Origin of the sequence: Flagellatimonas centrodinii (assembly GCF_016918765.2) — a bacterium.
Lineage (GTDB): Bacteria > Pseudomonadota > Gammaproteobacteria > Nevskiales > Nevskiaceae > Polycyclovorans > Polycyclovorans centrodinii.
This window is the reverse complement of the sequence record NZ_CP092104.1, coordinates 1002898-1022919: the sequence shown is the minus strand read 5'-3', so window position 1 is coordinate 1022919 and position 20022 is coordinate 1002898. Positions and strand designations below refer to the sequence as shown.

At 66.7% G+C, this 20022-nt stretch carries 14 protein-coding genes; 5 read left to right on the top strand and 9 right to left on the bottom strand.

The annotated features are described in order from the left end of the window. Window positions 1-33: 33 nt before the first annotated feature. Together JN531_RS04920 and JN531_RS04915 are read right to left on the bottom strand one after the other, a co-directional pair. Window positions 34-1632 (bottom strand): fatty acyl-CoA synthetase, encoded by a 1599-nt coding sequence (locus JN531_RS04920; protein ID WP_228347745.1) that lies wholly within the window; start codon window positions 1630-1632, stop codon window positions 34-36. 72 nt (window positions 1633-1704) lie between these two features. After that, on the bottom strand, window positions 1705-3327 hold the full coding sequence (locus JN531_RS04915) for a flavin-containing monooxygenase (RefSeq protein ID WP_228347744.1): 1623 nt from the start codon (window positions 3325-3327) through the stop codon (window positions 1705-1707). Between the two features lie 201 nt (window positions 3328-3528). Here JN531_RS04915 and JN531_RS04910 point away from each other — a divergent pair, with 201 nt between their 5' ends. Then, window positions 3529-4974, top strand: a complete 1446-nt coding sequence (locus JN531_RS04910; protein WP_228347743.1) for an aldehyde dehydrogenase — start codon at window positions 3529-3531, stop codon at window positions 4972-4974. A gap of 348 nt (window positions 4975-5322) precedes the next feature. Here JN531_RS04910 and JN531_RS04905 read toward each other — a convergent pair whose 3' ends face one another. From JN531_RS04905 to JN531_RS04895, 3 genes are all read right to left on the bottom strand, one after another. Continuing rightward, a complete protein-coding gene (locus tag JN531_RS04905; RefSeq protein WP_228347742.1) occupies window positions 5323-6792 on the bottom strand; it encodes a glycerol-3-phosphate dehydrogenase/oxidase in 1470 nt (489 codons plus the stop codon). Between the two features lie 7 nt (window positions 6793-6799). Further along, on the bottom strand, window positions 6800-7462 hold the full coding sequence (locus JN531_RS04900; RefSeq protein ID WP_228347741.1) for an SDR family NAD(P)-dependent oxidoreductase: 663 nt from the start codon (window positions 7460-7462) through the stop codon (window positions 6800-6802). A 154-nt stretch (window positions 7463-7616) separates the two neighbouring features. Further along, window positions 7617-8498: an alpha/beta fold hydrolase gene (locus tag JN531_RS04895; RefSeq protein ID WP_228347740.1), complete on the bottom strand. Its 882-nt coding sequence runs from the start codon at window positions 8496-8498 to the stop codon at window positions 7617-7619. A gap of 98 nt (window positions 8499-8596) precedes the next feature. On the opposite strand from JN531_RS04895, the gene JN531_RS04890 reads away from it, so the two are divergent. Then, the gene (locus tag JN531_RS04890) at window positions 8597-11932 is read left to right on the top strand and encodes a transglutaminase family protein (RefSeq protein ID WP_228347739.1); all 3336 of its coding nucleotides are present in this window, start codon (window positions 8597-8599) and stop codon (window positions 11930-11932) included. A 79-nt stretch (window positions 11933-12011) separates the two neighbouring features. Next, window positions 12012-12425, top strand: coding sequence for a DUF6713 family protein (locus JN531_RS04885; protein ID WP_228347738.1), 414 nt, complete (start codon window positions 12012-12014; stop codon window positions 12423-12425). Here JN531_RS04885 and JN531_RS04880 read toward each other — a convergent pair. Then, the gene (locus JN531_RS04880; RefSeq protein WP_228347737.1) at window positions 12415-13011 is read right to left on the bottom strand and encodes a 2-hydroxychromene-2-carboxylate isomerase; all 597 of its coding nucleotides are present in this window, start codon (window positions 13009-13011) and stop codon (window positions 12415-12417) included. The genes JN531_RS04885 and JN531_RS04880 overlap by 11 nt on opposite strands. Before the next feature lie 158 nt (window positions 13012-13169). On the opposite strand from JN531_RS04880, the gene JN531_RS04875 reads away from it, so the two are divergent. Beyond that, complete coding sequence (locus JN531_RS04875; protein ID WP_228347736.1) at window positions 13170-13994, top strand: proteasome-type protease; 825 nt, start codon at window positions 13170-13172, stop codon at window positions 13992-13994. Window positions 13995-14002: 8 nt separating this feature from the next. After that, complete coding sequence (locus tag JN531_RS04870; protein WP_228347735.1) at window positions 14003-16267, top strand: sensor histidine kinase; 2265 nt, start codon at window positions 14003-14005, stop codon at window positions 16265-16267. Here JN531_RS04870 and JN531_RS04865 read toward each other — a convergent pair. The 3 genes from JN531_RS04865 to JN531_RS04855 all read right to left on the bottom strand — a co-directional run bounded on the left by JN531_RS04865 (window position 16264) and on the right by JN531_RS04855 (window position 19873). Beyond that, window positions 16264-17130 (bottom strand): hypothetical protein, encoded by an 867-nt coding sequence (locus JN531_RS04865; RefSeq protein ID WP_228347734.1) that lies wholly within the window; start codon window positions 17128-17130, stop codon window positions 16264-16266. The genes JN531_RS04870 and JN531_RS04865 overlap by 4 nt on opposite strands. After that, the gene (locus JN531_RS04860) at window positions 17130-17624 is read right to left on the bottom strand and encodes a CC0125/CC1285 family lipoprotein (RefSeq protein ID WP_228347733.1); all 495 of its coding nucleotides are present in this window, start codon (window positions 17622-17624) and stop codon (window positions 17130-17132) included. The genes JN531_RS04865 and JN531_RS04860 overlap by 1 nt, the downstream gene beginning before the upstream one ends. Before the next feature lie 158 nt (window positions 17625-17782). Next, window positions 17783-19873, bottom strand: a complete 2091-nt coding sequence (locus JN531_RS04855; RefSeq protein ID WP_228347732.1) for a PhoX family protein — start codon at window positions 19871-19873, stop codon at window positions 17783-17785. Between the last annotated feature and the right edge of the window lie 149 nt (window positions 19874-20022).

Genomic DNA, 20022 nt, shown 5'->3' with positions numbered 1-20022 from the left:
TCCTGGAAAACGGCAAACAGGCCCGCAGGCCGATCAGTTGAGGGTGTTGGCGCGGTCGGCGAAGCGCAGGCGCAGGTCGCGCTTCAGCACCTTGCCGCTGGCATTCTTGGGGAGCTGGTCGATGACTTCGACCAGTTTTGGAGATTTGTAGCCAGCCAGTTTTTCGCGGCAATGGGCGATCACGGCCTCGGCCTCGATGGTTTCGCCGGGGCGAGCCACCACCACCGCCATCACGGCTTCGATCCACTTCGGGTGAGGGACCCCGAAAACCGCCACTTCGGAGACCGCGGGGTGAGCGAAGATCACTTCCTCGATTTCTCGGCTGGCGACGTTCTCGCCGCCAGTCTTGATCATGTCCTTCTTGCGGTCGACCACGCTGAGATAGCCGTCTTCATCCATCACGCCCAAATCACCACTGTGGAACCAGCCGTTGCGAAAGGACTCGGCCGTCTTTTCCTCGTTCTTCCAGTAACCCAGCGTCGCATGCGGGCTGCGATGCACGATCTCGCCGACGGTGCCAACGGGGACCGGCCGGTCATCGTCGTCCACCACCCGGGTCTCGCAGTTGATGGCTGGCCGCCCGGCGGACCCCAGCTTGCGTAGCTGGTCCTCGGGTTTGAGGATGGTCGCCACCGGTGACATTTCGGTCTGGCCGTAGAAATTGAACAGCCGCAGCGCCGGGATACGTTTGGCGATTTCCTTGATGATCTCCACCGGCATGATCGAGGCGCCGTAGTAGCCCTTCTTCAAGGTGCTGAGATCGGTCTTGTCGAAATCCGGGTGGCGCAGCAGGGCAATCCAGACCGTCGGCGGGCAGAACAGCTTGTTGGCCTTTTCTGCGGCGATGGTCTTGAGAATGGTGCCGGGGTCGGCTGCCGGCAGCACGATGCTGGTAGCGCCGAGGTAGAGGTCTGGCGTCAGGAAGCAATCGAGCTGGGCGCAGTGATACAGCGGCAACGAATGCACCTCGATGTCGTCGCTGGTCATCTCGCCGTCGATGATGACGCTGGCGTATTGGGCATACAGGCTGCGTGCCGGCAGCAGCACGCCCTTGGGGCGCGACTCGGTGCCACTGGTGTACATCATCTGCACCGGGTCATCGTCATCGACGTCGGCGTCCGGCATGGCGTTGTCGGCGTGGTCCATCCACGACAGCATGCAGTCCCAGCCGGTGGGGGTGGCATCCTGCTTTTCGCGAATCGATCCGCGCACCTTCACGGTGATGCCCGCCTCGGCAATGGCAGCGTCGGCCACTGAAGTGAGGGCGTCCTCGGCGACGATGCCGCAGACCTCGCCATTGCCGAGGATATAGGCCACTTCACTGGCGTTGAGCATGAAGTTGATCGGCACCATCACCGCCCCCAGCCGCGCCAGCGCGAAGCGGGTGACGACGAAGCCGAGGTTGTTGTGTGACAGCAGGGCGATGTGATCGCCGCGACCGACCCCCTGCGCCTGCAGTGCATTGGCGGTGCGGTTCACCTTGTCGTTGAGCTCGGCGTAGCTGAGGCGGGCTGGCCCGTAGACCAGGGCCAGCTTGCGCGGCACCCGCTCGGCACTGCGGTGCAACAGGTCCGCCAGCCGTTGCCGGCGGGCGGTACGGATCGCGATCGATGTGTCCATCGATGGGGTCATCGGCGTCTCCTCTCCATTCTTATGTACAGCTGTGTTTCGATCATAGGCCGTTGTCGCGGCCAATGGCACGTCTCACTCGGTGACAAAGCCCCGATAGTCGGATTTGGCAATGTCATCGCACAGCGCCCGATACGGCCCGACGCCGAGATATGGCATGAACACCCGTGGCTTGCCGGGCACATTGGCGCCCATGTACCAGGTGTTGCCCCGCGGGAACAGCGTCGCATTGGCCAACTCGTTGACGTGGTTGACCCAGTGCTCCTGTGCCTCGGGCGTGGGCTGGATCTTCCGCTTGTGCTGCGCCTGCAAATACGCCAGACAGTCGCTGATCCAGTCGACATGCTGCTCGATGGAGACCAGCATGTTGCTGAGCACCGAAGGGCTTCCGGGGCCGGTGACCGTGAACATGTTGGGGAAGCCTTCCACCATCAGGCCCATCATGGTGCGGGGGCCGGCGGCCCAGCGTTCCCGTAGCTGTACGTCGCCCTCACCCTGGATGTCCATCGACAACAGGGCGCCGGTCATGGCGTCATAACCGGTGGCGAAGATCAGGCAATCCAGCGCCACGTCGGTGCCGTCCTTGAGCCGGATGCCGTCGGCGGTCACCGCATCGATGGGGTTGCGTGCCAGGTTCTGCAGGGTCACGTTGGGCCGGTTGAAGGTCTCGTAGTAACCGGTGTCGATGCAGAGGCGGCGGGTGCCGACGAACTGGTCTGTCGGAATCAGCTGTTCGGCCAGCGCCGGATCTTTCACCCGCTCACGGATGCGCCGGGCGAGATAGTCCTGGGCGGTCTTGTTGGCGGCCTCGCTGGTGAGCAGGTCACCAAAGGAGACCATCAGCGCGAACGGACGGCCGCTGTCGTAGCATTCGCCAAAAATCCGCTCGCGAGTGGCCTCGTCAACGTCGAACACTGATGCTGCGTAGGTCTCGCCGGGAATCCCCACGAGGTGGTGGCGGGCGGTTTCGCGTAGCTCGTCGTAGTTGGCCTTCACCGATTCCGTGAATTCCGGCTCGAGCTTGCGGTTGTGGGCCGGCAGGCTATAGCTCGGCGTGCGCTGGAAGATGTGCAGGTGGCCCGACTGCTCGGCGACGATCGGAATGGTCTGGATACCGGAGGAGCCGGTGCCGATGATCCCGACGCGCTTGCCCGCGAAGTCCGGCATCGTGTGCGGCCATCGCGAGGTGTAGTAGACCTCGCCCTTGAAGTCGTCCATGCCGGGCAGGTTGACGTCCTTCGGGATGGTCAGGCAGCCGGTGGCCATCACCACGAAGCGGGCCTGCACGCTGCCGTCGCTGTCGGTGGTCAGCGTCCACTGCTCGGTGGCATCGTCATAGCGGGCCGCCGACACCAGTGAATTGAAGATGATGTCCTTGCGCAGGTCGAAGCGGTCCGCCACATGGTTGGCATACCGAAGGATCTCGGGTTGACTGGCGTAGCGCTCCGACCAGTTCCATTCCTGCTCCAGCGACTTGTCGAACGAGAAAGAGTACTGAACGCTCTCGACATCGCAGTGCAGTCCGGGGTACCGGTTCCAATACCAGGTGCCGCCCACGGAGGGGCCTTTTTCGAAGACCTTCGCACTCAGGCCCAGCTGGCGACACTTGTAGAGCATGTACATGCCCGACCAGCCGGCGCCGACGATGGCGACATCCAGTTGGCGCGGCACCCGCGCCGGTGTTGCAGCTTCACTCATGGTTCTCTTCCTGTCCTGCTTCGGTTTTCCCCGATACCCTAGGCGGAGCCTGCGGTTCGATCTACTACCCGCTCGGGTAGCGCGCGTGAACCATCCCAAATCCAACCCGTTCGGGTAGTACCCGAGAGCGCTTCCGCGGCCTAGTCTCCGATGACCGGCGTGGGTCCTGAGCCCGCCATAACAATCAACAGGAGAACTTCCATGGGCACCAGCAGCCTGGATCGTCAGCACTTCTTCATCGGCGGAGAGTGGGTCAAACCCGTTTCGGACCGGACCTTCACCCTGATCGACGCCTCTACCGAGGAAACGCTTGCCACCGTGCCCGAAGGCCAGAATGGCGATATCGACCGGGCTGTGGCCGCCGCACGGGCAGGCTTCGAATCCTCCGCCTGGCGCGATATGACGGCCTCCGACCGCGCGGCCCTGCTGCGTCGTTTCGATGCCGCCTTGCAGAAGCGCAAGGATGACCTGGCGCTGTCGGTGTCGCGTCAGAACGGCATGCCGCTGTGGTTGAGCAGTGCCTTCGAGGCCGGGATCGCCCTGAGCATGGTGAATTTCTATGCCGACCTGATCGATACGCCGCAGGCCGAAGACCGTCGCGGCTCGCAGCTCGGCCGTGAAACCCTGGTGTCGAAAGTACCGATCGGCGTGATTGCCGCGATCGTGCCCTGGAATTACCCGATCGCCCTCGCGGTCAGCAAGATCGCGCCGGCGCTGGCTGCCGGTTGCACCATCGTGATCAAACCGTCGCCGGGCACCGTGTTGGACAGCTACCTGATGGCTGAAGCCGCCATTGAAGCCGGACTGCCGCCGGGCGTGATCAACTGGGTGGCCGCCGACCGCGATGTTGGTGCCTATCTGGTGTCGCACCCGGGTGTCGACAAGGTCGCGTTCACCGGCTCCACCGCTGCCGGCCGCATCATCGCCCGTGAATGCGGCCAGCTGCTGCGCCCGGTGACGCTGGAGCTGGGGGGCAAGTCCGCTGCGGTGGTGCTGGAAGACGTCGACCTGGCGGTGCTGCAGGAACGCCTGCCGCTGGCCTCGCTGCTGAACAATGGGCAGACCTGTTTCAACAGCACCCGTATTCTCGCGCCGCAAAGTCGCTACGCCGAAGTGGTGGACGCCATCGCCAGCACGGTGAGCGGTCTCGCGGTGGGCGCGGCGGCCGACATGAACACCCAGCTTGGCCCGATGGCCTCGGCCGCCCATCGCCAACGCGTGGAAGGCTATATCGAAACCGGTCGCAAGGAAGGTCGGTTGGTGGTCGGCGGTAGCCGCCCCGGCGCCCAGGGCCGCGGCTGGTTCGTCGAGCCCACGGTGTTTGCCGACGTCAACAACGAGGCCACCATTGCCCGCGAGGAAATCTTCGGGCCGGTGCTGGCGGTGATTCCCTATCGCGACGAGGCTGAGGCGATCCGGCTCGCCAACGACAGCGAGTTCGGGCTTGGCGGTACGGTCTGGGGCAAGGATGAGGCCCACGCCTGTGAGGTCGCCGACCACATCATCACCGGCACCGTCGGCATTAATGGCTATGCGCCGGCCATCGGGTCACCGTTCGGCGGGGTCAAGGCCAGCGGCATCGGCCGCGAGCTCGGGCCGGAGGCGCTGTCCGGCTACTACCACTGGAAGTCGACGTATCTGATGTGAGTGAAGCTGCGCACGGGGTCATTGCGAGCCTGCGTAGCAGGCGCGGCAATCGCGTCCGGCGAGCGCGGTGCCGCGACATCGAGATCGCCGCGGGGCTTTGCCCCTCGCGATGACACCCCCTCTCCTTGTCATTGCGAGCCCGCGCAGCGGGCGTGGCAATCGCGTCCGACGGACAGTGCCCTGAGTGCGCGTCGGGTTGTGCTGCGAATGCACTTGGGGTTGTGCCGCTACCAAGGCTCTGCATTGGCCATCCTGGCGAACCGTCACTTCGCTAATTCACCCCGGCCCAGACATCCATGTCCGGTCGTTCACCCCACCCGCGAGCAGTGCTCGCAAAAACGGTGGGGTTCACCCCACAACCAACTGCAACGGCATCCGCCGCCGCGACAGGTCGTCTTCGCTGCGCGCCATCTCGTGTGACTGCGACCACACCCGTTCAACCCGCAGGAAGGGTGCCGCCGGGTGCACGCGCTGGCCCAGGCTGCGATCGTCTTCGATCAGGTCCAGCAACGCGTCGGTGTAGCAACCGTGCCGCATCGCACAGGTATGCGCCGCCTCGGCATCCACGCCAGCCGCGATCAGACGGGCGAGGGTGGAGCCGCGCCAGCGGTTGAAATCGCCCTCGGGGGTCCCCGGCAACAGGGTTTCGTCAGTGCGGCTGGTGGCATCGACACCGAGCGCGCTGGCGACCGCGTCGACCACCTCGGCGGCATCGCAGCGGGCGGTGGTGTACTTGCCACCCACCGGCATGAAGACGTTGTCGCGGGGCCGCAGGATCTGGAATTCACGACTCACTGCCGCCAGTGACGTGGCGGGTGCGACCCCGAGCGTGCGGGTGCCGGCGAACCGGCTGATCACATCCTCGCGGCGCCAGCCGAGCCCGGGCATGGCGCGCGCCACCGCGGCCAGCAGGTAGTCGGTTTCGGCTTCGGTGGGCAGCGCATCCTCGGCGCGGGTGATGGTCTGCTCGGTGGTCCCCACCAGCGTCCGACCGTACCAGGGGATCACGAAGAACACCCGGCCATCGTCGGCGGTCAGCAGAAAGGCGTTGCGCAGTCCGGGCACGCCGGGCATCACCAGATGCATGCCCTTGACCAGGCGGGTGGGCGGCGCATCCTCACCCAGCAAGCGCATCGCCCAGGGGCCGGCGGCATTGATCAGCATCTGCGCACGAATTCGGAAGGTTTCCCCCTCGTCGCTGCGGACCTCGGCACCCTGCGCATCCAGCGACAGTGCCTCGACACCGTTGGCGCAGACGGCACCGGCGGCATGGGCGGCCGCGGCCACCACCAGCGTCATGCGGGCGTCATCCTCCTGACAGTCGCCATAGCGGAAGCCGCCGACCAGGCCGCGTGCGTCGAGGTAGGGGTACGCATGCCGCAACCGGCGCGGGCGGAAGTAGCGGTGCCGACGCACCGGCTGCCCGCCGAGCCCCATCAGGTCGTACAGGGTGAGCCCGCACGACAGCATGAAAGGGCCTACCCGCTGGTCGTTGAACACCGGCAGGATGAAATCCAGTGGTCGCACCAGGTGCGGCGCAATGCGGTGCAACACCTTGCGCTCGTGCAGCGCGTGACGGACCAGCCGGAACTCGTAGTGTTCGAGGTAGCGAAGGCCGCCATGAATCAGCTTGCTCGACGACTGCGAGGTGCCCGCGCCCCAGTCGGTTTTCTCGATCAGGGCGACACTGAGGCCGCGTTGCGCGGCGTCGAACGCGGCCCAGGCGCCATAGATGCCGCCGCCGACCACCAGCAGGTCAAAGCGGCCGTCGCGCAGGCCGGCAACATCACGGGTGAAGGGGAAGGGCGGGCGACTCATGCCCGGCCTACTTGAACACCTTCTCGATCTCGAACCGACCGGGTGGTTGGCGATGCAGCTCGATGTAGGCCTCGGCGATCCGCCGCGGGTCGAAATGGCTACCGGACTGGATGAAACCATAGACGGTGACGGTGGCGACATGGATGCCATCCACCCCCAGCTCCTGCGCCAGTGAAGAGGTGAGGTTGCGCAGCGCCGCCTTGCCCAACGATAGCGATGCGTAGCTGTGCGCCGGTTCGTAGGCGAAGCCGCCACCGGTAAACAGGATGGTGCCGCGGCGGGCCTTGCGCATGGCCGGTGCCACGGCCTGGGCGGCGGTCAAGGCGCCCACCACATTGGCGCGGAAATCGGCGATCAGCTGGTCAGACGTCAGTGCGCTGGGCTTGGCGGTTTCGGAGGCCGCCACGTTGTACACCAGCACCTGTACCGGCCCCAGCATGCTCTCGGCCTGGGCGATGGCACCGCGCAGGTCGTCATCGTTGTCGGCGTGGCAGCCCAGCGCACAGAGGGTGCGGCCGGTCTTTTTCTGCAGGTCCTGGACCAGCGGCTTCAGCTTCTCCGGTCGCCGAGCCAGTAGCGACACGTTGTAGCCCTCGCGGCCAAAAGCCTCGGCGACAGCGGCGGAGATGCCGCGGCCGGCGCCAACGATGCAGCAGTGGGGTGCGTTCATGGGGGCATTGTAGAGGCGGTGATGGGTGAGCGCTGACGCGCTGGTAACGGGGAATCGGGAGTCGGGAATCGGGAATCGTTAGAAGCAAAAGCAAACGCAACCAGCAACGGCATAGCTGTTGTCGTTACGATTCCCCATTCCCGATTCCCGATTCTCAGGTGCCACCGGCGCCCTCCAGAAACGCCTTCACCGCCGCCGCGGTTTCCGCCGGTGCATCCCAGTGCAGCATGTGGCCGGCATCGGCGATCACCACGGTGCGCGATTGGGGGAAGGCGGCACGGCGGCGCAGGTGTTCGGCCTCTGGCATGGCACCGCGGAAGATCGAGCGGCCGGCATCGATGAACAGCACTGGCGCGGTCACCCGCGCCCAGATCGCCTCGCTTTCCTCGACGCGATAGGGGATCGGCATGCTCAGATGGTGCCGCGGGTCGGCCAGCAGTCGTACGCGGCCCTGGCCATCCTCGGCCCCCCAGCCACGGGCGATGAACTGCGCCCAGGCGTCATCCAGCTGTGGGTGCTGGCGGCGGATGCGGTCGGCCAGCTCGTCGAAACTGGCGTAGAACCGCGGCGGTCGTGGCCGCGCCAGCTGGTCGAGCCAGCGCTGGAATTTCTCGGGGGCATGCTCGGGCCCGCGGCCCGGCAGCATCAGGCCGTCGAGGATCGCCAGGCGGCGCACCCGTTCCGGGCGCAGGCCGGCATACAGGCTGAGCACCTGCGAGCCCATGCTGTGCCCGACCAGATCGATCGGCCCTGGCGGGTCAAGGTGCTGCACCAGGGCGTCGATATCGGCGACATAGTCGGGAAACCAGTAGCCGTCCTGCGGCCATTCGCTATGGCCGAGGCCGCGCCAGTCCGGTGCAATGACATGGAAATCGGGCAACAGACCGGCCACCATCGGGCCGAATGTGGCCGAACAGTCGAGCCAGCCGCTGCCGAGCAGCACCCAGGGGCGGCGCGGGTCGCCCCAGCAGCGCAAATGGTGGCGAAGCCCGCGGACACGGACATGGCGTGCGCGGGACGGCGGAGCGTCGATCATCGGATGTCGTTCACGGATTTCCCGCAGTATGTCCGGACTGGCATCGGAATTGCCATGGGAAGTCCACTGTCCCGCCTGTTCGCCACTCGGTCATCGTCATGCCGTTGCACGCCAAACTGTTGCACCAGACCTGCTATCGCTACGACCGGCCGGTCGAGCTGTCCCCCCAGGTCATTCGCCTGCGGCCGGCGCCACATGCGCGAACCCCGTTGCTGGGCTACAGCCTGCGGGTATCCCCCGCCAACCACTTCATCAACTGGCAGCAGGACCCCTTCGGCAACTGGCAGGCGCGGGTGGTGTTCCCCGAGCCGGTGGACCACTTCGAGGTCACCGTCGATCTCACCGCCGACATGGCGGTACAGAACCCCTTCGATTTCTTCGTGGCACCCGAGGCCGAGACCTTTCACTGGGACTATGACGCCGTCCTCGCGCGCGAGCTTGCGCCCTACCGGATGGTGGACGATGGCAGCGCGGCGCTCGACCGTTTTGTTGCCGCCCTGGACCTGACCGAGCCCGGCACCGTCAACCGGCTGGTGGCGCTGAACGCGCAGATCCGTGACCGGGTGCAATACCTCATCCGCATGGAACCCGGCGTACAGACACCGGAACAGACCCTGGCGCTGGGTAGCGGCTCCTGCCGCGATTCAACCTGGCTGCTGGTGCAGGTACTGCGCAGCCTCGGACTGGCCGCCCGGTTTGTCTCCGGTTACCTCATCCAGCTCACCGCTGACGTCAAGGCGCTGGACGGCCCCAGCGGCACCGAGGTGGACTTCACCGACCTTCACGCCTGGGCCGAGGTGTACGTACCGGGCGCTGGCTGGCTGGGCTTGGACCCGACCTCCGGCCTGTTTGCCGGTGAGGGCCACATTCCGCTGTCGGCGACACCAACACCGCAGTCAGCAGCCCCCATCTCGGGCACCATGAGCCCCTGCGAGGTGACGTTCGAACATCACATGGCGGTCACCCGGGTGGTGGAAACGCCGCGGGTCACGCTGCCGTATGACGATGCCCAGTGGGCTGCCATCGACACCCTCGGCGCGCAGGTCGACGCCGACCTGCAGGCCGGTGACGTGCGCCTGACGATGGGGGGTGAGCCCACCTTCGTTTCGCTTGACGACCCCCAGGGCGACGAGTGGAACACCGCCGCCGTTGGCCCCACCAAGGAGCGCCTCGCCTATCACCTGGCGCTGCGCATGCGGCGGCGGCTGGCGCCGCAGGGGCTGCTCACCTACGGCCAGGGCAAGTGGTATCCCGGCGAGCCCCTGCCGCGCTGGGCCTGGACCCTCTACTGGCGCAAGGACGGCCAGCCATTGTGGCGGCTGCCGGTGGATGAGCCCGCCACCCTCAGCCCGCCGGATGCGCGGGCGGCACGGCGTCTGCTGACCGGCATTGCCGAGCGCCTTGATATCGATCCGCGCAATGTCGTCGATGCCTTCGAAGACCCGCTGCAGGCGCTGGTCCGCGAGCGTCGTCTGCCGGTCAATATCGACCCCACCGACCCGCGTCTGGAAGACCCCGAGCAGCGGGGCAGTCTGCTCAAGGTCTTCGAACAGGGCCTGGGCAAGCCGCGTGGCATGGTGCTGCCGGTTCAGCGCTGGCAGGCGGCGGCGCGCTGGGTCAGCGAGCGTTGGCGGACCCGCAGCGGCAAGCTGTTCCTGGTCCCCGGTGATTCGCCGTTGGGGCTTCGACTGCCGCTGGACACGCTGCCGTGGCTGGCGCCGGCGGCGCGTACCGGCTACTACCCGGTGGATCCCGAGGCGATGCCGGACACCCTGGCGATGCCCGACCCGCGTCGCCAGCCGTTCCTGCAACTGCAAGGGCAGCGCGACGATGCCCCGCACGGTCGCCAACGGCAGACCTTGACCGCTGAAGCCGATCAGCCGCTGCCGCAGGGCGACGGCCGCTTCGCCCAGACCGGCAATGTCCGCACCGCCATGGCGGTCGAGCCGCGCGGCGGCTGGCTCTATGTGTTTCTGCCGCCGGTGGAGCGCACCGAAGACTTCATCGAGCTGGTAGCCGCCATCGAGGATGCCGCCGCCGAATATCGCCTGCCGGTACGCATTGAAGGCTACTCGCCACCACCCGATCCGCGGCTGGAGGTGCTCAAGCTGACGCCCGACCCCGGGGTCATCGAGGTCAACGTGCAGCCGGCCACCGACTGGGCCAGCCTGCGCGACAACACCCTGGGCCTGTACGAAGATGCGCGACAGGCACGGCTGGTGTCCGAGAAGTTCCTGATTGACGGCCGTGCCGTCGGCACCGGTGGTGGCAACCACATCGTGCTCGGCGGCCCGACACCGGCCGATTCCCCCTTCATCCGCCGCCCCGACCTGCTGGCCAGTCTGCTGCGGTTCTGGCAGCACCATCCGTCGCTCAGTTACCTGTTCTCCGGATTGTTCATCGGCCCCACGTCCCAGCACCCGCGGATCGACGAGGCACGCGACAGTCAGGTCGGCGAGCTGGAACTGGCCCTGGCCCAGTTGCCGCCCCGGGGCGAGCCGGTCCCGCCCTGGCTGGTGGACCGGGTGCTGCGGCACCTGCTGACCGACCTCACCGGCAACACCCATCGCGCCGAGGTGTGCATCGACAAGCTGTTCGCGCCGGAATCGGTCACTGGCCGACTGGGGCTGGTCGAACTGCGCGCCTTCGAGATGCCGCCGCACCCGCGCATGAGTCTCGCCACCCAGCTGCTGATCCGCGCCCTGGTGGCGATGTTCTGGAAGACCCCCTACACCCGGCCGTTGATCGAGTGGGGCGCCCAATTGCACGACCGGTTCATGCTCGGGCACGACAACTGGACCGATTTCGGCGAGGTCATCGGCGAGCTGCAGCGGGCCGGCTATCCCTTTGAGTTGGAGTGGTTCCGGCCGCACTTCGAGTTCCGTTTTCCGCTGCACGGGGAAGTGAAACTGGGTCCGGTCACGTTGCGGCTGCGCCATGCGCTGGAACCCTGGCCGACACTGGGCGAGGAGCCCGGCGCCGGCGGCACCGCCCGGTATGTCGATTCCTCGCTGGAGCGCCTGCAGGTCGAGGTCAGCGGGCTGGTGCGCGAGCGCTATCAGATCACCTGCAACACCTGCACGATGCCGCTGCGGGCCACCGGCGTTGAAGGCGAATACGTGGCCGGCGTGCGCTATCGGGCCTGGCAGCCGCCGAGTTGCCTGCACCCCACCATCGGTGTGCATACCCCGCTGGTGTTCGACCTCTACGATCGCTGGACCGGGCAGGCGGTTGCCGGCTGCACCTACCATGTTGCCCACCCGGCCGGCCGCAGCTACGAGATCTACCCCGTCAACAGCTTCGAGGCCGAGGCCCGACGGCTGGCACGGTTCCAGCCCTATGGCCACACCCCCGGCGCGTTCGCCCCGGTGACACTGCCGGTGCGGCCGGAGTCGCCCTGCACCCTGGACCTGCGGTGGGACCTGCGGAGCTGAGACGTATGACCTCGCAGGTCATTGGCGGCCCGCGGCGCAGACGTCACGATGGCGAGACCTGGTTACCCCGGAATCGCCCATGAAGACCCTGTTGTTCCTGCTCGGCTTCGCCTTCCTCGCCACCCACGAGATCGACGCCGCGCTCAATGCCGAGTGGCGGTTGCTCTACATCCTGCGTGGCCTGCCGGAGCCGGTGGCCACGGTCGGCTTCATTTGGGGTCACGTCCCATTATTCGCCGGCCTGCTGTGGGGCCTGTTTCTGGCACCGGCGCCGTGGCCAGGTCGGGTGCGGGCCGTCCTCGCCGCATTTCTGGTGGTCCACGCCGGTCTGCACTGGCGTCTGTCCGACCACGCCCTGTATGCCTTCAGTGGCTGGGATTCCAACGGCCTGATCTGGGGCGCCGGCTTGTGTGGGCTGGGCTACCTGCTGTGCCTGCTGCGCGATCAGCGGGGATCTTCCGGCAGGCCGCCGCGCGCAGGACTCAGGCCTTGATCGTGCCGGCGATGACGGCCTTCAGCAGGTCAAGCCGGTCGTTGCCCCAGAACATGGCACCTTCATAGAAGAAAGTGGGGGCGCCGAACACGCCGCGCTCCAGGGCGGCCTCGGTGTTCTGGCGCAGTTGGTCTTTCACCGGGTCGGTGCCGGAGGCGGCGATCAGGGCATCGCCCTCGAGGCCGGCGCCATCCAGGGCTGCCTTGATCACATCGGCTTGCGAGATGTCCTCGCCGCGGCCCCAGTAGGCGCCCATGACCGCCAATGCAGCTTCAGCGCCTTTGCCCTGTTGGCCCGCGGCCACCGACACCCGGCTCGCCAGCATGCTGTTGACCGGGAACACCTTGGGCATGGTCAGCGGCACCTGGTAGAGCTGCGCCCAGCGGGCGAGGTCCTTGAACATGTACTGCGCCTTGGCGGGGACCGCCGCTGGCAGGGTCATGCCGCGGGCCTGAAACACCTTGCCCAGCAGGAACGGCTTCCACTCCACCGTCACGCCGGCGTCGGATTCCAGCGCAGCAACCTGGGTGGCGGCGAGATAGGTGTAGGGGCTGCCCGGTTCCCAGAACAGTTCGACGGTGGCCATGAAACGAGTCTCCTCAAGGGTTTGCCGCAGTCTGGCATAGCCCGTGCGTGGGCGCAGGGGTGCCGCCGGTCGCCCGGTGGCCGACGGACGTGCGGGCATTCCGTACAATCCCCCCAATCTTTGCGGCTTCCGTCGCTTCCATTCAGGTGCCTCCGGCAATGACGTATTGTGTGGCCATCCGTGTGCGCTCCGGGCTGGTGTTTGCCGCCGACACGCGGACCAGCGCCGGCGTCGACGACGTGCGGACCTACAACAAGCTGCACCACTTCGAGGCGCCGGGTGAGCGCTGCTTCGTGCTGCTGTCGGCCGGCAACCTGGCGACCACCCAGGCGGTGATCAATGCACTGACCCGGGACTGGAACAGCCCGGACCCCAACACGGTCAGTCTGCGCACCCTGCGGCACATGTTCGATGCTGCCGAATACGTCGGGCGCGTCTCGGTGCAGGCGCAACGCGATTTCACCCAGAACGCGGCACAGGTCGATTTTCGCACCACTCTGGTGCTCGGCGGCCAGATCGTCGGCGAAGAGCCGGCGCTGTATCTGGTGTACCCGGAGGGCAACTGCATTTCGACCAGCCCGGACACGCCCTATCTGCAGATCGGCGAGAACAAGTACGGCAAGCCGATTCTCGACCGGATCATCCGACCTGACGTCACCCTGGAGGACGCGGCGCGCTGCGCTCTGGTGTCATTGGACTCGACGATGAAGTCCAACCTCACGGTGGGGCCGCCGCTGGATCTGGCGATCCTGCCGCGAAACGCCATGGCGGTGTCGCAGAAGCTGCGACTGGATCTCGATACCCCCTTCTATGCCGAGCTGAAAAAGGCCTGGGGCGAGCAGCTTGAGCGGGTCTTCCGCGAGGCGCTGCCGCGCTTCGAGTGGGAGCCGCTGCCCTCGCAGCAACCGCAGGTGCAGCAACCCCAGCAACAGCAACAGCGGCTGGCCCCACCGCCGGCCATCACCGCGCCGCCGATGCGCTGAGCCGGACCATGACGCTGCGGGACACCGTGCAGCGTTGGCGTGATGCGCCGGTGTCGGTTCTCGGCGTCGCCACGCTGGCGATCTTCATCGGCATCACCCTCAGCCTGCAGCTTGCCGGCAGTGTCCCCTGGCTGGGACTGCAGTTCGAACCCACGGCCGATGGCCGTGGCGTGGTGGTGACGCGCGTTACCCCACGTGGCCCTGCCGACGGGATGGTGGCCCCTGGCACCCAGGTTCAGGCGCTGTCAGCCGCCGGCGTCGAGCTGGAACCGGAACCGGGGGATCTGGTGGAAGACCCCGACTTCGTCAACCGCTACGCCGATTTCAATCGCTTCATCAGCCGCCAGCAGCAGCTGAGCGTCGTGATGGCGGCCGACGCCCTGGAGTTGACCACCACCAACGGCGAGACGCGGGTGCTGCATCCCGAGGCGCAGCGGCCGGTTGGCAGCCTGCCGCTGGGCTTCTGGTTCCAGCTGGCCTTCGGGGCCATCTGCCTGCTGGTGTCGGCGGGCGTCTATGCCTACAACCGCAGCATGGCGGCGCTGTTGTACCTGGTGTCCGGCATCGGGCTGTTCGTGGTGGGCCTGTCGGCCAGCATCTACAGCACCCGTGAGCTGGCGTTGCCGGGCGATCTCATCCACCGCCTGTCGCTCGCCAACCATTTCGGCGGCCTGTTGTTCGGTGCAGCCTACCTGTCGCTGATGTGGCGCTATCCGTTGCGGCTGTCGCACTTTCCCTTCGAGCTGGGGGTCTTTCTCACCTTCAGTGTGATCTTCGTGCTGCATGCCACCCAGCGGCTGCCGGGGATCGATGCCGGCTTCCGCTATCCGTTGATGGCGAGCCTGGTGGCGGCGGTGGTGCTGTCGGGCATCCAGTGGCGACGCACCGGCGGCCGACCGCTGGACCGGGCGGCGCTGCGTTGGTTCTTCCTGGTGTGGGTGACCGGTGCGGCGCTGTTTCAGGCCCTGCTGTTCGTGCCCTTGGTGAACGACCACCCGCCGCTGCTGCCCCAGGCGATCCTGTTCGCCGGCCTGCTGCCGATCTTCCTGGTGATTCCGCTGGGCATCACCCGCTACCGCCTGTTTGACCTCGATCGCTGGTGGCTGGCGGCCTGGTCGTGGTTTCTTGGTGGCGTCGCGGTGCTGCTGCTCGATTTGTTGCTGGTCTCGGTATTGCAGGTCAATCGCGGCGCTGCGGCCGCCGCCAGTATTGCGGTGATCGGCTGGCTCTACTTCCCGGTGCGGGAGTGGATCTGGACCCGGGTGACCCGCGGAAACACCCAGTCCCGTCACGACCGGCTGCAGCAGGCGGTGGACCTGCTGACCTCCGAAGGCGCCGAAGTCGACTTCGAGGCGCGCTGGGCACAGGCGCTGAAAACCCTGTTCCGGCCGCTGCAATGCACGCCCACCGCCCATCCACCGTCGGAGCCGCGGATCACCGATGACGGGTTGACCCTGGAGGTGCCGGGGGTGGCCGGCGCGCCGGCACTGCGCCTGCAGGCGGCCGAGGAGGGGCGGCGCCTGTATGGACGGGGTGATCTCGACGTGGCGCGCAACCTCTGTCAGATGGGTACCCGGGTGGGGCTGGCGCTGAACCGTCTCGGCAACCTCAACCGCGAGCTGGAAGACCGGGTGGCGGAAAAGACCGAGGCCCTGCGGCTGGCCTATGAACAAGAGCGCATCGCCGAGCGTCGCGCCGCCCAGTCGGAGGAGCGCGAGCGGATCTACCGGGACCTGCATGACGATCTCGGCGCCAAGCTGCTGACCCTGGTGTGCAGTGCGCGCGAGGCGGCGATGGCCGACCTCGCTCGCGCGGCGTTGGAGGATCTGCGCGACACGGTGTCGATACGCGACGACAAGGACCTCAGCGCGGCTGCCGTGCTCGCCGAGTGGCGGGACGAGTGCAAGGAGCGGCTGGAATCGGCCGAAATCGCATTGGAGTGGCGGGTAGCGGCCGCATCCGACCCGGTCGCATTCTCGGCAGATGCACGGACGGCGCTGGGGCGGGTTCTGCGGGAAGCCCTGAGCAACGCCATTCGCCACGCTCGCCCACCGGTCATCGAGGTGGAACCCTCGTTTTCGGGCGCCTGGCTGCAGATGCGCCTGCGCCACCAGGGCCACATCGGCGATCCCGCGGAGTGGCGTCACGGGCGCGGCCTGCTGAGCATGCAGTCGCGGCTTCAGCGCCTGGGCGGGTCGGTCAGCTGGGCGCGCGAGGGCGAGACGCTGGTGACCCTGTGGCGCTGTCCGGTAAACCCAGTGACCGCCGACTAGCTTGTGAAATCCACCGTGCCATCGCGGTCACCCAGCGTGAACTCGATGCTGCGCAGCGGGGCCAGGCCCTCGGCGGTCGCCGGCGCATCGGTGTCGGCAGCGCAGAACATCGCCAGCGTGTAGTCACCGGCTGGCAGGTTGCCGATTCGGTAGCGATAGTCGGGGGCATCATGAATGATCGCGCCGACCGCCACCGGATTGATCTGGGCGCCCTCAAGGTAGTCGGCCGCGCTGAGATCCTGCACCGCGTAGGCGTAGATGGCGGCCCCCTCGGCCGGGGCGGGCGCATTGCGACAGTTGACGCCCTGCACCAGGGCGGCGCTGACGGTGCCGGTGATCTGACGAAGGTCGCCTGGCTGGCCTGCGCGCACCACCGGCAGGAAGCGTGCCTGCGTGGTCGTGGTGGTCCGCTGGTCGGTGACCGACAGGTGGGGCTCGAGGGTGACCCGCAGGGTCGGGGCATCATCCTCGCTGACCTGCAGGTCGATGGCAGCGAACGCACCGGCCACCGGGATGACGTCCAGTTCGGTGCCATCGAGGGTGGTGGTGACGGTTCCGCCACTGCTGGCAAAGGTGAGGGCGATGCCGGTGTAGCGCGCCACCGGAACATCGCTGCTGTCGAGCAGGATCACCTGGCTGCCGCTACTGACGGTCTCAAGGTCCCGGTTACGCAGGGCATCGCTGTTCAGGCGCACGGTACTGCCGCCCTGCTGGCGCAACACCACACCGGTGATCTGCGGCGAAAAGGTGGTCAGCGTCAGGCTGTCGCCCCGCGCCACTTCGACCGACAGGGTGGATTCGCACCCCGTGATCATCAACATCACGGCGATCAGTGCCGTGCCCTGCATCCACTGAGGGTTCATCAGCTCTCCGGTTGTTGCGCCAGCGGCGCCAGGCTGTCGCGAACCGCACGGGCGTTGAAGGCGCGGGTGTCGTCCGCGGGCTTGTCACCCTTGTACATGACGACAAAGGCCTGTGCCTGATACTTGGTGACCGGGTTGGAGGTGCCGAGGCCGACACTGCCGAAGTTGCCGGGGAAGCCGCCGTAGAAGCCGAAAGCGCCGCCGAACGAGACGCTTTGGGTGTAGCGGGTGTCAGCTTCGGTGTCCAACGCGTCCATCACGAAATAGTCAAAGCCGTTTTCGATGGTCAACTCGGCCGCGCGCAGCAACAGGTAGTTTTCGACGGTCTGGCGCTCGGTGGCCGAATTGCCCTGGAAGGTGACGCGGTGACGATTGGGCTCGATCCGAAGGTCGGCATAGCCCTGTCCGTTGGTCAGCGGCTGATACGGGGTGGCGGTGGCGCAGGCGGCCAGGGTCGTGGCGGCCAACAGCGGGAGAATACGGACGATATGCATGGGTCAAGCTCCGGAGCATCTGGGGTTCTTAGACGAATACGGACGCGGTTCGGTTCCAGATGCCGATGAATCGACGTTCAGCATGCCATTTCGCGCGATGCGGAGCATGAAAAAGGGCGCGGACTCTGCAGTCCGCGCCCCCTGATACCCGCGCCGCGTCAGGCGATCAGGCCGCCATCATCACGGGTGATGACGATCGTCGCCGACCTGGGGCGGTTGCCATTACCGACGGCAGTGGCATCCCGCGACAGGGCCGGCCAGGCACTTTCGAGCGAGGCCAGAGAGCCGTTTTCGCCCGGGTGCTGGACGTTGACGAACAGAGTCCGGCCATCCGGTGTCTCGGTGATACCGGTGATTTCGCAACCCTTCGGTCCGACCAGAAAGCGACGGATGCTGTCACCGGTGGCGGCTTTGCCGAGGATGGTGTCCTGCCCGGCGACAATGGTGGCGACGCCGTCGCCGACGCTGCCCGGCAGGGCCGCCAGCATCTGGTTGTTGCTGCGGCCGGCCCCCGGAAAGACGCCGTCATCGGTCTGCACCCACAGCACCCCACGGCGATCGAACCAGACCCCATCCGGGCTGGAGAAATCGTTGTCGTCGCTGAGGCCCGAGGCGTTGACGGTGGCCGGGTCGGCATCGGCGGCGGCGCCCAGCAGGAAGATATCCCAGTCGAAGCGGGTGGCTGCCGCATTCCCGGCGAATTCGCGCCAGCGGATGATGTGGCCGTTGGGATTGGTGCCGCGGGGGTTGGCGCTGTCGGTGCCGTCGGCGTTGCGACGGGTATTGTTGGTGAGGGTCATGTAGACCTCGCCATTCACCGGGTTGACCGCGCCCCATTCCGGACGGTCCATCGGCGTCGCGCCGACGCTGTCGGCGGCCAGTCGTGTGGCGACGCAGATGTCGCCCTGGTTGCTGAACGGGAACAGGCTGTTGCCGGCATTCAGGCCGTTGACGCCGACGCTGAGTTCGATCCAGTCACCGGTGCCGTCGGCATTGAACCTGGCGACGTAGAGCTTGCCGCTGTCCAGGTATTTGCTGCCGGCGGCGAGGCCGCCGTTGGCATCGGCCGGGTCCCAGTTGGCGGTGGACACGAACTTGTAGATGTACTCGAAGCGGGAGTCACAACCCATGTAGTAGACGATGGGTTCGCCTGCACGGACCGGTCCGACCCAGGCGCCTTCGTGGGCGAAGCGACCGAGGGCGCTGCGTTTCTGCGGGGTCGAGTTGGCATCGGTCGGGTCGATTTCCACCACGTAGCCAAAGGTATTGGCTTCGTTGCGGTAGTCGGCGCTGGCGCTGGCGCCCTTCACCGAAATGTCGAATCGGCTGTAGACGTCACCCGCCACCGTATCCCACTTGCGATAAGAAAAGCCGGCGCTGTTCGGGGTGATGCCATATCGGGCCAGCTGGGCGTTGTCGGCGGGGCTGCGCGAGGCGGCGTCATCGGCGCGGAAGAAGTAGGAGAACCAGTTTTCCTCGCAGGTGAGATACGTGCCCCAGGGGGTGTAGCCGTTGGCGCAGTTGTTGAGCGTCCCGCGGGTGCTGGTACCTGCTGCGGAGAAGGCCGTGGTCAACAGCGGGTTGCCGCGCGCCGGACCGGTGATGTTCATGGTGGTGAAGGCGGTGACCCGACGGTTGAAGCTGGAGCTCTGCACATAGGACCAGGTGCCGCCGTTGTTGACCACCTCGATCACCGACACGCCGTGGGCGTTCATCTCGCGGTCGACTTCGGCTTTCGGCCGATTGCCGCTGCCGTCTTCGGTGGGGCCGGCGGCGTGGATGTAGGTGTCCAGCACCTGCTCGTGGTTCATCACCAGCAGGCCGCGGTCGGAGCGATTGGGATCGATGCTGCCGTCGTCGGCGAGGCCGAAGAAGTACATGCCGTCGTGCTGGTCGCCGGCCCGCTGTTCATGGTCGGTCTGCGTGCCATTGTTGGCGAAGGCGGCCGCAGCAGCGGTGATCGGATCGCCGAAGGCGTACAGCACGGTGGCCGAATAGCCGGCCGGCAGCGTCACCCGATCGTCCAGATTCTTGGCGACAGCGCTGAAACCCAGAGCCGATGGCGTTGCCAGGCCGAAGCCATCATCGTCATCGCTGCAGCCCACCAGGGCCATGCTGCCGAGGGTGGTGGCGGCGGCCAGGCCGACGCTGCCCTGGAGAAAGCCGCGGCGGCCGAGCCGCTCGTTGAGGATGGACGCGTAGGGGCGGTTGCCCGAGCGGTTGCTGTCTTCGACGGGGTGATGGCTCATGAATCAACTCCTGGCAGATTGGGCTGGGTAATAGCTGCCGGAGGCTAGTGGCCTCACATGTCGAAATCTTGACCTTTACATGACAGTTGCACGCAGACGGTCTGCCCGCAGCCTGGGCGGCCGCGGGCAGCGGGCGACAACTGCGATGG